Genomic DNA, 14,525 nt, shown 5'->3' on the forward strand with positions numbered 1-14,525 from the left:
GTGGAAGCGCAGTAATGTGTGAAGCTAACTTGTACTAATTGGCTGATTGTCTTGACCATATAATCTGAGTTACTTCAGGTTATTGAAGAAATGCTACAAATAATGTAACTTGTGTTACCTCGACTCTTTACCAGGCCTTAGGCTCAGACGGTTACGAGAAACCGTACAGCCAAAGGATAACAGTTTTCCTGGCGACAATAGCGGTTTGGAACCACCTGATCCCATCTCGAACTCAGAAGTGAAACGAACATGCGCCGATGATAGTGTGAGGCTTCCTCATGCGAAAGTAGGTCATCGCCAGGGTTTTATTCCAGAAAAGCGGCTAATAGCCGCTTTTTTTTTGCCTGAAATCCATGATATGGAACTGATTGTGCGCAGAAACCGTAGCCCGTATTAGCGAAGCGTAATACGGGAAATAACGTTTGGCACTATGCCACATCTTTCCTGTATTACGCTTCGCTAATACAGGCTACGGGACCTACGGGACCCACCACATCCGATAAGGGGGTAGCCCGGTTGCAAGCAGACCGGGCTACGGCTACGAAGGTTCTTATGAATGATGGAAACGATATAATATTCTATATAATTTATACTTTTTGCTTGTTTTAAGGTATTATTAGGGGTTAGTGCTCAATAAACAATTGCTTCATGCCTGATTTTGTCTTTTTAAAGGTATTTAATTCCAATGTTAGTCCAAAGTGTATTGCAATTTATTAAAAATTTAAAAGAGTTCGCTGACCAGATTCCTGTAGATAAACAGCTCTGTCTTGCTTTGGAAAACCATTTTAGGCACTTCAGTGTCGGAGATGAGCTTGACCTTAATGATATTCAATTTATCTTGGACTGTTACAAGAAGCGATGGCCAGAGATCTTCAATAAACCATTAGACTATACGCTTAATCCTCTCGGTATTAACCGCGTCTGGATTCAGTTCGCTAAAGATTTGGCTCTATGCTGTGATAAAAAATACTATCAAATTCTTTTTCCTACAGTCACCAATACAGTAGATTTTAATAATTTATCCCAACTTTCTGAAACAGAAGGCCCTGATAATTTTTATTTGGATCAGGATGGTCTGACCTTGTATAGAAAACGTGGTCTATGTGAACGATTGCTTAATAATCAATTTTCATTGTCTACTTGCAGGGATTTGTCGGTGAAAAGGGTGAGTTCATTGAGTGTAGATGAATTGGCTCACTTGAAAGTATGTCAGCAGGCAAAAGGTGAGTTTTCTATAAAGGAAGAAAAATTTATAAACTTCTGGGATTTCATGCAAAAGAAGGTTTTCCCTAACCTTCAAACGAAGGGCTCTATGCCTTTAAATTTGTTACCACAACTTCTGGCTTTAATTGAGGAATACTACAGGCTAAAAAGCACTGGAGCTGATTTTACTTTATTTAAAAATACAGCTAAGGTATTTTTTGGTTCTCTGCTGCACATCGAGACAGATGATACTAACTTTTTCTATGGGGTTCGGATTCCTTATTATGAGTCAGAGTTCTATTTATTAGATTTTTTAATTACGATCAATCAGGCAAGAAGCTATGAAATTGATAGGGAACTCAATGTATTAGCTCTTTGGTTAAAGCAGTACAACAGTGCATTAAAATCGTCACGTAAGGAATTGGTTGCACTTTATGACGATCAAAAGCAGAAAAGTCTGATTGCAAAAGATGCCAATGGAGTTTCTGAAATTAGTTCCGATCCCTCATTACACCGCTCATGTTGTACTGTGGTATCGTTAATGACGTCAAGCTTTGATTTTCTGCCATTTGCAGGCGTATGTATTAATTTATGGGATGCCAGTAATACTGTATCCTCTGAAGCGGCTGGGTTCTACCGGCTGTTTGAAAAAGCTTTGGAAACTGAATCATCTTCCAATCTGATTCCTGTATATCAGTCCATAATCAGAAATATTAATAACCGTAATAGTAATGATTCCGGTTTCTTATCCATTTTTAGCCAACATAATTCACTGAAACAATGGCTACAACTGATAGATAGAGGAGATTTTTCTTCCATAGATGTGTATTGGTTTGAACCAGAATTAATCTTTGATGCCTTGTTTCATTTTAAAAGCAGCGATACCGCACTGAATGAGCATATCAATATATTTTTAGATAATATCATTCAGACTTATGCCCAAAATATGAGTGATTTATTCAAGGCCTTTCGCGTCAACATTTTATTTTCTGGATTTATGAAGAAATTAAGTGAACATGATAAGACAAATTTATACAGACTAATTAATCTGTACAATCCTGGAAAATGTAAAGATGCTTTTTTAAGTAATTGTGGTGCGCATATAGGCAATCGCCTGACTCAGTTAAGTAGTATACAGGCGAACAGTCCCGTCCATTTTTTTGTTTCAGTCCGTAAACTGGATAGTTCAAAATTACCCTTTTTACAAGGTGATTTATATCAGGTCAGGGATATTATTGAGGCTTACAAGCAAGGTCTTCATGCTCCTGAACTGCATCTTGGTAGTGAACTGATTGATAAAATGTTTACTTATCTTCGCGGGCTAAGCCGTCCGATTTTATCCGTTGCGGAAACTGATGTTGCCCGTAACAGCGCCGCTCATAAAGATTATCTTGGTGCGCCTACATAGCCTTACTGCTATTAAGTTAACGTGAGTTTCGGATAAGAAAGTTGTTTGAGCCAGTGTTTACTTCGATGCCGTTCGGGCTGAGGAAGCGCGATAGCGCTGTCTCGAAGCCTTGGCACGGTGCTAAGGCTTCGAGACGAGGCTACCGCCTCTCCTCAGCCCGAACGGCATCGAAGTAACGACTGGATTGATTAAACTAGATAAAAAACTGTAGCCTTGATGCAGCGATAGTAATCAAGGCTACGTCTATTTTAACATGAAAGACAGCTAAAATTTTGATTTGTTAAATTGAACACATAATTTAATGAAGTTTTCATAGCGTCTTAATGGTATTTTGCCCTGATTTAAAGCGTCTATAATAGCGCAGTGGGGGGTATCTATATGGGTACAATTTCGAAATTTACACAGTGATATATAGGGTTTGAATTCTGCATAACCTTGGGCAAGCATGCCTGAGTCCATATCCCACAAATTAAATTCACGCACTCCCGGGGAGTCTATTAATGCCCCGCCACTGGGTAAATGATAATAGCGGGAATTGCTGGTGGTATGCCGCCCCAGCTCAGAACCTTCTGATAAGGCATTAGTGGCTATATTTTCTTCATGAGGTAGTACAGCGGAAATTAACGATGATTTTCCTACACCTGATTGGCCTACAAAAACGCTGATTTGATGATTCAGTGCTTCTTTAAGTTTTACAACGCCATCCGACTCATTTTTACTGGTCATAATGACGGGATAATTCAAAGTAAGGTAATCAGCTAATAACTGTTCTTTTAGCTCATTGCAGGGTAAGTCTGTTTTATTCAATACAATTACAGCATGCAAACGCAGTGTTTCAGCCATAATTAAATAACTGTCCAGCAAAGGCCAGCTGATTTCCGGTTTTGGAGCTATGACAATAATGAGTTGGGTAATGTTGGCTGCAACAGGTTTTTTTAAGCCAGTGCTCGTAGGGCGAGCCAGGATGCTGCCTCTGGGATAAAGGCTTACAACTACTCCTTGCCCATTTCCCTCGGTTTGCCAGACAACTCTGTCCCCAGCGACCAAAGTTTCAAGGTTAGGTCTTATGGAACAGCGTATGCGCTTACCTTGCTCATCTTCAATTTCAACATGCCTGCTGTAACGAGTAATAACCAGACCGTCAGCTAAATCATCATGATTTTCTTTGGCATCCTGATACGTCTGCTGTATTTTTTCTATGCGCGAGGATTGCTGTTTATTGATTCGTCTTTTACTCATGGTGTCGATTTATACTATAATGTGGGGCAACAAACCCAATTTATTAATGATACAGTATGAAGGTAAATCTTATTTAATGAAAGTATACTTGGTAGGTGGAGCAGTTCGCGATAAATTATTAGGTATTTCTGCCCATGAAAAGGATTGGGTTGTTGTTGGAGCGACACCAGAGCACTTGTTGCGTCAGAAGTTCAGACAGGTTGGAAAAGATTTTCCCGTATTTTTACATCCTGAAACCAATGAAGAATATGCCTTGGCCAGGACGGAACGAAAGTCCGGATCTGGCTATTATGGTTTTGAATGTGATTTTAGTACTTCTGTTACTTTGGAAGAGGATTTGGCTCGCCGTGATTTAACAATCAATGCTATTGCTATGGATGAGCATGACAATTTAATTGATCCTTATCACGGCCAGCGTGACATTCAGGATAAAATATTAAGGCATGTTTCACCGGCCTTTGCTGAAGACCCTGTGCGCGTGTTACGTGTTGCACGCTTTGCTGCCCGGTTTTATTCCCTGGGCTTTCGATTGGCAGAGGAAACCCGCGCATTAATGTATTCTATGGTGACACGAGGTGAATTGGCCCATTTGGTTCCCGAGAGAGTATGGCAGGAAATGCAACGCAGCCTGACTGAAAAAAATCCGGAGCAGTTTATTCTTACTTTACGTGCCTGCGACGCACTTAGGGTTGTTTTGCCCGAGTTAAATGCTTTGTTTGGCGTTCCCAACCCTGTTAAGTATCATCATGAAATAGACAGCGGGGTGCATACATTAATGGTGTTACAGGCCGCTGTGGCTTTAAGCCCTAATCCTGTGACCCGTTTTGCAGCGTTGGTGCATGATTTGGGTAAGGCTGCGACACCGATTCGAGATTGGCCGAAACATCACGGCCATGAAGAGCGGGGGGTCGCAATTGTAGAACATTTATGTACTCGTCTGAGAATACCTAATGACTATAGAACTCTTGCTGTTATGGTGTCACGTCACCATTTAAATATTCACCGTTTATTTGAGTTACGTGCCAGTACAGTTGTTGCTTTGCTAGACCGAACGGACGCATTTCGCAGACCCCATTTGTTTTATGAGTTACTTCTTGCCTGTCAGGCGGATGCCGAGGGTTGTGGGCGAAAAGTGGATTATATGCAGACTCAGCTATGGAGTACTATCTTATCAGAATGTGCTAAAGTAAACCCTCAACAATTAATAGCTCAAGGTTATGAAGGTAAAGCAATAAAGGAGGCTCTGCATCAACGTCGCGTGGCCTGTGTTGAACTGATTCTTAAAGCGTGGAAAGCAAATGAAAAATAATCATAATTTAATCTGGATAGATCTGGAAATGACCGGTCTTGAGCCAGAACAGGATCGAATTATCGAAATAGCTACTATAGTGACTGATCCTCATTTAAATATTTTGGCCGAAGGCCCGGTAATCGCCGTATCCCAACCTCAATCCCTGATTGATGGTATGGACGCATGGAATACCAGACAACATAATCAATCTGGCCTGGTGAAGCGCGTGTTGGAAAGCCAGGTTGGTGAGTCTGAGGCAGAACAATTAACTATTGATTTTTTAAAGCAGTACCTGGATAAAGGTAAATCACCTATGTGCGGAAACAGCATTTGCCAGGACAGACGCTTTTTATATAAATACATGCCTGAACTGGCGGCATTTTTCCATTACCGTAACCTGGATGTTAGTACACTCAAAGAGCTAGCTATCCGCTGGCATCCTACCTTACTTAATGGCCTGACTAAAGAATCCAAGCATCTTGCTTTAGATGATATTAAAGATTCAATTAACGAACTGGTGTATTACCGCCAGCATTTTATTAATTTGCCGGAAGTAAAAGAATGATTCAAAGAGAACGATTGGAATTACCTAATGGAGCAAATAAATTATTACTGCATTCCTGCTGTGCACCCTGTTCAGGTGAGGTAATGGAAGCCTTGGTATTTTCAGAAATTGAATTCGCCATATTTTTCTATAATCCCAATATTCATCCAGTGCAGGAATATGAGATTAGAAAGCAGGAAAACGTGAAGTTTGCTGAAAAGCATAATATTCCTTTTATCGATGCGGACTATGATAAGGATAATTGGTTTGAGCGTGCCAAGGGCCTGGAATGGGAGCCTGAGCGTGGAAAACGCTGTACTATGTGTTTTGATATGCGTTTTGAGCGAACAGCGCTGTATGCGCATGAGCATGGGTATCCGGTTATTTGCAGTTCTTTAGGCATTTCCCGCTGGAAAGACATGAATCAGATTAATGAGTCAGGAATTCGTGCCGCGAGCCATTATCCTGATATGGAATACTGGACCTATAATTGGCGTAAAAATGGCGGTTCAGAACGTATGTATGAAATAGCGAAGAGGGAAGAATTTTACAAGCAGGAATATTGTGGCTGTGTTTATTCCCTGCGTGATACCAATGCATGGCGCAGGCAAAAAACCAGGGACAGAATTAAAATCGGCTTAAACTATTATACAGATGGCCAGCAATCATGACCGGTCATTCACACGAAGGACATAATCACCATTCGCATAGTCATGATGACGTTACCTATGATCGTGCCTTTTTAATAGCAATTGTTGCAAACAGTATTTTTGTTGTATTGCAAATTATTTATGCCTATATTGCGAATTCTACCAGTTTGTTAGCTGATGCTTTCCACAATCTTGGTGATGTGCTGGGCTTAATTTTAGCATGGATTGCAACGGGATTGATGAAGCGCAAACCTACTCAAAAAGCGACTTATGGTTTGAAGAAAACTTCCATCCTGGCAGCATTAATTAACGGTGCCTTATTAGTATTTACCTGTGGAATTATCGCCACAGAAGCAGTATATAAACTGATTACTCCTACAGAAATCCAGGCAATTTCAGTTATGGTTGTTGCAGGAATTGGTATTATAGTCAACGGTACAACGGCATTGCTTTTCTTGCGGGGCTCTGAAGATCTCAATATTCGCGGTGCTTACTTGCATCTTTTTTATGATGCATTGATTTCAGTTGGAGTGGTTATATCTGCAGCCTTATTGTATTGGACTGGCTGGTTATGGATAGATCCTTTAGTCGGTTTGTTGATTGCACTAGTGATTCTCAAAGGAACCTGGTCTTTATTTGCCGACAGTTTCAGATTAATTATTGATGGGGTGCCACGAGGGATTTCCTGGGCAGCAGTGAGTGAGTTTCTCCTGGCTCGACCGGGCGTTAAGGGCATTCATGATTTGCATATTTGGGCCATGAGTACCAAAGAAAATGCTATGTCAGTTCATCTTTATATGCCGGATGATTCTTTATCTGATGAGTCCCGGGCACATTTAGTTGAAGAATTAAGAAAAGAATTTGGCATTCAGCATGTCACCATTCAAACTGAACGAACGGATACAGATTGTAATGATGCCTGTCATGAGCCTAGGGGTTAACTACCCACCCACGAGATTCGTCCTATGTATCAGATTTTATTCTTTTATAAGATCAGGAGGTAATCCCTCAATTAAAGAGTCAATCACTTTCTTATCACGAGAAGGTTCGACAGAAAAAAATGCAGATAATCCGACATCATTCCCCCCAAACCATTGATTAACCCCGCGTGGCGATGTCCTGATTCATCCATATAACCACTGTGGCTTGCTTTCGAAAGACCCCGGATCCCATAAAGAGCCTTGTTCTATTGATGGGCATTTTCGATTACACCATTTATAATCAATTTATTAGGACTTGGCTATAAAGTTTGAAATTATCATTGCACCAAAATTAAATCCAGCTCCGAAAGCTGTCATTAATATATTTTTATTATGTAGTAACTCTTTATAGACATGTAAAGTCAGGGGAATACTAGCATTCACAATGTTTCCATGATTTTGTATTACGGTTAAGACTTTGTCTGAATTAATATTAGACTGTTTCGCAATAGCATTTATAATTCGCAGGTTTGCTTGATGCGGGATTATATAATCAATATCGTCCATTGTCATTTGTGCGGCATTTAGAACCTCGCTAATAGAGGTGCACATAGAATTAACGGCATATTTAAAAACATTTTTTCCATCCATAAAAACCTTACTTGAAAAATACATTTGTTGTTTATCTACCAGATTATGGCAAGTAGGTATATAAAGAAAATGTACACCATCTGTGTCATTATCGATGTAGCTCGCCTTAACATTTTGCTCAGACGAGTGTTCAACTAACCAGGCTGACGAAGCATCACCGAATATAGGCGCACAAACAGGATCATCCTCATCAATAATAATACTCATTTTCTCAGCGGCCACTATTATACCTCGTTTATAATAACCATTTTCCAAAAGACTATTAGCGACTATTAATGCTTGTAAAAATCCAGCGCACCCTGACATTAAATCAAAACACAAAATTTTTTCAATTTTTAGTATTGCTGCAATTTTGTTCGCAGTTGACGGCAGTAACGAATCTGGCGTTGATGTTGTACAAATCAAAAAATCAATTGGTAGCTCTTCTTGTATCACTAGTTTCACGCTGTTGGCCGCCAATTCAGAAACCAATAAATCTGATTCAGCTTGGTGTCTGCAGCGAATTCCTGTCCGTTGTTCTATCCACCCCCTGGACAAGCCAAATTTTTGTTCGTAATAGCTGTTGAGTACCTTTTTTTTCGGAACATATGCAGAACTATTAATTAACTTTATGCCCATTTGATACTCCAGTTTAAGTTTATTTTAATAAACTATGTAGTGTTCGGAATTGTTGTAAGGTTTATAATGGTGAATGCATGAAATTACATAGACAAAGCCTGCATCAACTAATTTGCAAATTTCATTAACTGGTACTTTTCTTTTAAAATACAACTCACATACCTCATCTTTTATTTCTTCAGTATTTGTTTTCATAACGAACTCCTTAATTAAAGATATACTATTTTTTGCAAAATATAGATAAAATGTGAACAATAGGAAAGGTTAATAAGATACGTCTTCCCTATCATTTCGAGCTAATCTCTCCAAGATATTAATATTCCGTGAAGCTATCTTATAAAGTCTCGTCACTATCAATTTTTTTAGTGCTTCAAAATCATTCTTTACTTCATTGACTTCCTCTATACCAGGTATTTCATAAGTAATTTTTTCTATAATTTCCTTCATTTGTCTGATATGAATAGGATTGTAAAAATAATAGTGATTTTTATCATAAGTTTCTTTTTTAAACGTCAAATTTTTTATCTCATTAACTAGGTTGATTTTTTTTAAACATTTATATTTATTTTGGTAAATAAAACTTATCTTATTCATAAAAAAAAATTCTTTAGACAATCCTGGTAGGTAATCGGTGAGAAACGAACAATTAATAATTGGAAGCCCTAACCCAACATAATTTAGGAAGAGCACGTCAAAAACTTTATCAATATACTCTTCGAGTTTTTTTTCATCGTGGTTTTTAAAACAATTAAAAATAAAATTATAATCAAGTCCGCAACGAGAAAAATTTTTGCTTTTGTGAAGATACCAAATGACGCAATAATTATCCAAACACTGACCAATAATTTTTTTTGCCAAGGAATCTTGAAGCGCTCTGATTTCACTAGCTAACTTAAATGTCATTAATGTTGAAGTATTTGGTTTTAAATGAACTATCATGCCGTTTCTATCAAATTCATGCATAGCCAGAAGCTCTAAATCCATGATTAATCCTCCAAAATAAATGTTGATATTCTTTTTTACTTTCATTTGGGGCATAGAGTTATGTTTGAATGGGGGTATATGGTTAAAAATAGACCACCCCTGTATTTTGTCAACAAGATTGTTCTGAGAGCAGAGAGATCGGTATCTTGACAAATCCAATAAAGACAACCATATTTCAATAAACAGGTTCTTTACTTTATTACATGTGATTGGGGTCATCTAACAATAAAGGAGATATCATTATGTTATCGAGTGCTTTTATAACTAAGACCGCGCACTTTCTTCCTAATAAAGTTGTTAACAATGATGAAATGGAAAATTATCTTGGGAAGATAGGTGATAAAGGCTCTAGAGCTAAGTCTATTGTTTTGAGAAATAACAAAATAAAACAAAGACATTACGCATTAAATGAGAGAGGACAAATCACACATACAAATGCTCAAATGGCATTAGAAGCAATTAATTTGTTAGTAGACGATACGTTTAATTTATCTTTGTTGGAATTGCTTGCTTCTGGAACATCTACTCCTGATTATATGATTCCATCCCATGGTATGCAGGTTCATAGTTTGTTAAAAGATAGCTCTAGCATTTCAGTTTATTCTACGTCTGGAGTTTGCTGTTCCAGCATGCATGCGTTAGAGGTCGCTTATCTGGCCTTGTTACAAAATAAAGTGTCGAATGCTATAGCTACAGGCTCTGAATTAGTATCCCCTATATTGCGCTCAGATTTTTTTGAAATTGAATATAAAAAATTGCATGAACTGGATAACAATGCATTATTGGCTTTTGAAAAAGATTTTTTGAGATTTATGTTATCTGACGGAGCTGGAGCCTTCTTATTACGTAACAAACCTGTAAAAGGTCTAAATTTAGAGATCGAATGGATTGAGTCAGTTTCATATGCTAATCAGTTTCCGCCTTGCATGTATGAGGGGTGTATAAGAACTGATGATGGAAAACTAATTTCATGGAAAGAAATGACACCTGAACAGTGGGTAGAAAATACAGTGTTTTCGGTTAAACAAGATACACGAATATTAGAAAATATAATACCTAAAGGTGCTGAGTTCTTTAAATATTGTTTAGAAAAAAATAAATTATGTATACAGGATATCAATTATTTTCTTCCACATATTTCATCAATGTACTTTTATGATAAATTGATTCAAGAGTTTAAAATAAATGATATGGATTTACCAGAAAATAGATATTACACCTCTTTAACTGAAACTGGTAACGTTGGTTCTGCTTCAATTTACATAACACTCGATCGATTTCTTAAAGATAGAGAATTAAATGAAGGAGAGAGAATCATTCTTGGTGTCCCGGAAAGTGCTCAATTTCAATATTCAATGGCATGCTTAAAAGTTGTTTATGCTTAAGTTAGACCAACGTGAGGCAGAACGTGGGGTTTGGTGATTAAATCTTAAATGTAAATAGTCTAAAACAGTGGCCGGTTTATTAGAAGTGTAATTCAAGTCAAATTTAGTTTATAAATTTGGGTTGATTGGCTCTGCTGGTTCCTCATCAGAGCCGGACGCGCGGATTTATCGCTTCCGGCTAGATGATTTGGCACACGTTGAACATTAATGTGTAAAAGGTCACGGGGAGTTAGCAAAAACCAAGGATTTCTGCCCTGAAAAATGATCTGTCAAGATTTGAGAGCACACATCATAAGCACTTTTAGCTTGTAATCTGCATGAAGTAAGAAGAGACATGGTTCTGGCTACAAAGTCAGAACCATGATCGGAGCGTGTTCCGAAATAATTTTTTCGCCAAATTACTGTAGGGCGTAAGCATTGTTCCGCATGATTGTTGGTTGGCTCTCATTAAAAATGAAAGTCCACAGAGCATTGAAATGGGTTAATAGATTATTGTAAAACCGAACGCTCCTTAATTTGGGATCGGTATAAGTTCCTTGCTCCAGAAGCTTGCCAACCTTCTGTCGGATGGGCTGAGTTTGTCGTATGAGCTCCCATCGGGAGAAATATTCTTGCTTGTATTGGTGCCACAATTCAAATAGGTCGGTTCTTAATAACTCATTCCCTATGCGGGCTATTGGTTTGTGCTGTTTCTCAGAAAGTTTGGTGATGCGTTTTAAATGAGCCCAACAGATTTAGCATTTATCGCTGGGAAAATAGTTATATCCGGCATAGCGGTTGGACACAAGAATGCCCTCAAAATCCCCCATTAAAAAGTCAATGACTTTCTTGCCACGAGAAGGTTCGACTAGCCGATCCTGACATCATTCCCCAAAGCCATTGATTCACTCCGTCGCGGCGATGCCCTGTTTCATCCATATGACAGTGGCTTTGCTTTGACTTGGTTTAATAAGTCCGCTACAGGCTCTTTTAGCGCATCGCTCACGAGGCGTTGTTTTTTTGTAAATACATCCCGTAAATAAAAACTATTCGCTTAAAAAGGATTGAAGCCTACAACGAAGACACCTTGTATTTTGAGAGCATGTGAGACATAAAGCTCGTTAATCGGAGACTGGTTATGCCCCATGTAATGCCATTAGGCAAGGTGACCAATCGCTAATTGTACTTTCATTAGAGAATATTTAAATAACTTGATAATGAGTTATTTAATATTTTTTAACGTGGATCGGAGAATGGTACAAGTCGTGACGGTCGCTGGGCCCATCCTGGACTTCATCGGTCAGCCTTCCCCATCTTCTTTGTTCCAGAGAAGAGCAAAATTCATGCGTAGTCGCTAATTCCAACCCCATTCTAAAACTATCGCAAGCCAGGAAGGGTTCATTCAGTTTTTCGTACAGTTTGCCAAGTTCCTGGAAGGTGGCAGGAGTGGGAATAAGTTCGTTGGATTGCTCAAGATATTGTTTGGCCTTTCCCCATAAATGCTGAGCAATGCACAAGCGTCCCAAACATAAAAACAAGGCTGCAGAATGCGGATTTTTTTTCAGTAAAGATTCAGCAAAAATCAACTGTTGTTCATTAATGGCTAATAATCCATAAAGGTTAATCAGTTCTGGGTTATATTCTTTGCGCAGACAGCGTCTTAAGGTATTTTCCGCTTGAGTATACTCACTATTCTTACAAAGGAATCGCACGTATTCGGCAACAATTTCCGGATTATTGACCAAGGATTTGGGGAGCGAATGATAAAGTTTGTTTATTGATTCGGTCTGATTTTGTTTCGCAAAATCGATCATTGCCTGTAAATAAGTGTTTTGTTGTAATTGTTCAAAAGCATTGTCAGAAACCACATTATGTCTTTTTAAATCAGGTAACAGGGCAATAAGCTGAGGCCAATCTCTCACTTCCTCATAGAGGTGCATTAATAATTTTAATACATAGGGATGGCGGGGGGCTAAATCTTGCAGATGCCTTAAGGTTGCCAGGGCTTGTTCCCATTGGTGATTAGCCAATTGCAATTGAGCCTGGGTTAATTCAACAGCAATTTTAGCTTCAGGCATAGATTGTTGCGCCTCACGTAAATAATGATCGCGCAGTTGGCTGTCCCCCATTTTCTGGGCCGCTCGTGCAGCGGTCAAATAATTCAATAAGGGAGTATCAGTATTGGGTAAAGCCTGAATCAAATGATTTTTTGCCTTTTGCCAATACCCTTCACTGTATTCTATCAAGCCTTTACGGGTAGTTGCCTGTGCTTTTTGCGCCAGACGTCTGGAATTCCATTTATTTACCGTACCAGGGGTTTTGGCTATTTTGTGGAATAATTGCAACACCAGATGAACAAGGAGCACTAAAAAAAGCAACCCAAAGAGGGCAACCCATAGAGTGGTTTCTACAGTCCAATGGTTTATGGCGATCAATACATAACCCGGATCATAGTTGAGCTGTATCCCCAGAAGTACAGCGCCTGATAAAACAATAAAGGCAATCAAAACTCTAATCATTGCTTGCTTTCTCCTTTTCCGCCAGTATCTGTCTGGTTACCAGGCAGTTCTTTATTGTCAATCATTTGATTGAGGAGTGGAAGCGCTAATCCTGTTATTGGTTTTTCCTGACGTAATTTTACCTGCTGCAGTGTATTCAACTGTTTGATTAATTCTGCGGTATTACGCTCTTGCTCATCAAAAGTTCTTTTGAGGTTCACTATAGCCTGCTTGAGAGCCATTTGGTATACCGCATCATTATTATTGAGAATAGCCCATTGTGCTTCCTGAAGATTAAGGCGAATACTTTCCCTTAATATGGATTCAAATAAGGGCGACATGAGCGGCTTGATTTCTTCATCGGTGCGTCTTATTACCACCAGTTTTTCCAATAAATTGAGACTGTCCTGAAAACGGGCACGCCAGGCTTGAGGCGTTGCCGCTTTGGGAGTTTCCGTTTCTGCTGATGCACCACTCTCGGCAATAGTGGACTGGATGGTCAAATTACTCACGCTGACTTGTGCTGCATCCAATTGGCTGAGTAAGCCTGCAATATCGACCTTGGGCACGCTTTTCAACTGTGCCATTTCTTTTGCTATGGCCTGACGCACTGTAAATATTTTAGGTGTATTAATTTGTTGCAGTAATTTGTCGGCTTCCTGCAGTAATGCTATAGCGGCATTAAAATTATCACTCCAATGCTCATTAATTTGTGCCAGCTCAAGATAATAGCGTGCTTTGAGGAGTAGCCAATCCTGATTTTGGTACAGACGTTGCTGCATGGCTGTTTGCAACTCTTTATTCAGGCCATCGACTTTACTTTCCAATGTGCTTTGCATGTGTTGTAAGGATTGCGCTTTGGTTGCTATGTCTTCCTGGACGCTGTTATGTTTTTGCTTTAACTCTTCGACTTCTGCCGTCAGGTTTTTATTTGCAGTAATTAAATTATTTTGAAAAGAGTTATTCAGATTGATACTGTATAGCGCGATGATAATTGCGGCAAGGGCTCCTATACAGGCAACACCCGGAATAATTAAATAACTTTTGGAACAGGATCTGCTTTTTTGTTCCTGAGGAGGTTCATTGGATTCAATTATGGGATTTGGTTCTGATTCCATTGTTTCTTTTTTTTCTTCTTTGTTGTTATTGGTCATG

12 protein-coding genes and 1 rRNA gene are annotated in these 14,525 nt (G+C 39.0%); 7 read left to right on the plus strand and 6 right to left on the minus strand.

Features of this window, described 5'->3' with window-relative positions:
* Positions 1-187 precede the first annotated feature (187 nt).
* Both rrf and B094_RS0101105 read left to right on the plus strand, forming a co-directional pair.
* A 5S ribosomal RNA gene (gene rrf, locus B094_RS0101100) occupies positions 188-303 on the plus strand.
* A 382-nt stretch (positions 304-685) separates the two neighbouring features.
* A complete protein-coding gene (locus tag B094_RS0101105; RefSeq protein WP_018575940.1) occupies positions 686-2,611 on the plus strand; it encodes a hypothetical protein in 1,926 nt (641 codons plus the stop codon).
* 264 nt (positions 2,612-2,875) lie between these two features.
* On the opposite strand, the gene rsgA is transcribed toward B094_RS0101105, so the two are convergent.
* Positions 2,876-3,850 carry a small ribosomal subunit biogenesis GTPase RsgA gene (gene rsgA / locus B094_RS0101110; RefSeq protein WP_018575941.1) on the minus strand — a complete coding sequence of 325 codons (975 nt, stop codon included), beginning with the start codon at positions 3,848-3,850 and terminating at the stop codon, positions 2,876-2,878.
* A gap of 76 nt (positions 3,851-3,926) precedes the next feature.
* Here rsgA and B094_RS0101115 point away from each other — a divergent pair, with 76 nt between their 5' ends.
* The 4 genes from B094_RS0101115 to B094_RS0101130 are packed head-to-tail and all read left to right on the plus strand — an operon-like array spanning position 3,927 to position 7,276.
* A complete protein-coding gene (locus B094_RS0101115; RefSeq protein ID WP_026253818.1) occupies positions 3,927-5,159 on the plus strand; it encodes a multifunctional CCA addition/repair protein in 1,233 nt (410 codons plus the stop codon).
* Positions 5,149-5,706, plus strand: a complete 558-nt coding sequence (gene orn, locus B094_RS0101120; RefSeq protein ID WP_018575943.1) for an oligoribonuclease — start codon at positions 5,149-5,151, stop codon at positions 5,704-5,706. The genes B094_RS0101115 and orn overlap by 11 nt, the downstream gene beginning before the upstream one ends.
* Positions 5,703-6,356 carry an epoxyqueuosine reductase QueH gene (locus B094_RS0101125; RefSeq protein WP_018575944.1) on the plus strand — a complete coding sequence of 218 codons (654 nt, stop codon included), beginning with the start codon at positions 5,703-5,705 and terminating at the stop codon, positions 6,354-6,356. The genes orn and B094_RS0101125 overlap by 4 nt, the downstream gene beginning before the upstream one ends.
* On the plus strand, positions 6,353-7,276 hold the full coding sequence (locus tag B094_RS0101130; RefSeq protein WP_018575945.1) for a cation diffusion facilitator family transporter: 924 nt from the start codon (positions 6,353-6,355) through the stop codon (positions 7,274-7,276). Before B094_RS0101125 ends, B094_RS0101130 begins: the two co-directional genes overlap by 4 nt.
* Before the next feature lie 288 nt (positions 7,277-7,564).
* On the opposite strand, the gene B094_RS15485 is transcribed toward B094_RS0101130, so the two are convergent.
* From B094_RS15485 to B094_RS0101145, 3 genes are all read right to left on the minus strand, one after another.
* A complete protein-coding gene (locus tag B094_RS15485; RefSeq protein ID WP_018575946.1) occupies positions 7,565-8,524 on the minus strand; it encodes a 3-oxoacyl-ACP synthase III family protein in 960 nt (319 codons plus the stop codon).
* A gap of 24 nt (positions 8,525-8,548) precedes the next feature.
* The gene (locus B094_RS17190) at positions 8,549-8,719 is read right to left on the minus strand and encodes a hypothetical protein (RefSeq protein WP_018575947.1); all 171 of its coding nucleotides are present in this window, start codon (positions 8,717-8,719) and stop codon (positions 8,549-8,551) included.
* A 69-nt stretch (positions 8,720-8,788) separates the two neighbouring features.
* Positions 8,789-9,508, minus strand: a complete 720-nt coding sequence (locus tag B094_RS0101145) for a hypothetical protein (protein ID WP_237762282.1) — start codon at positions 9,506-9,508, stop codon at positions 8,789-8,791.
* Positions 9,509-9,750: 242 nt separating this feature from the next.
* Here B094_RS0101145 and B094_RS0101150 point away from each other — a divergent pair, with 242 nt between their 5' ends.
* Positions 9,751-10,893, plus strand: coding sequence for a StlD/DarB family beta-ketosynthase (locus B094_RS0101150; RefSeq protein WP_018575949.1), 1,143 nt, complete (start codon positions 9,751-9,753; stop codon positions 10,891-10,893).
* 1,205 nt (positions 10,894-12,098) lie between these two features.
* Here B094_RS0101150 and B094_RS0101155 read toward each other — a convergent pair.
* A complete protein-coding gene (locus B094_RS0101155) occupies positions 12,099-13,391 on the minus strand; it encodes a heme biosynthesis HemY N-terminal domain-containing protein (protein ID WP_018575950.1) in 1,293 nt (430 codons plus the stop codon).
* A complete protein-coding gene (locus B094_RS0101160) occupies positions 13,388-14,524 on the minus strand; it encodes a uroporphyrinogen-III C-methyltransferase (RefSeq protein ID WP_018575951.1) in 1,137 nt (378 codons plus the stop codon). Before B094_RS0101160 ends, B094_RS0101155 begins: the two co-directional genes overlap by 4 nt.
* Position 14,525: the final 1 nt, after the last annotated feature.

This window comes from Legionella shakespearei DSM 23087 (assembly GCF_000373765.1).
Lineage (GTDB): Bacteria > Pseudomonadota > Gammaproteobacteria > Legionellales > Legionellaceae > Legionella > Legionella shakespearei.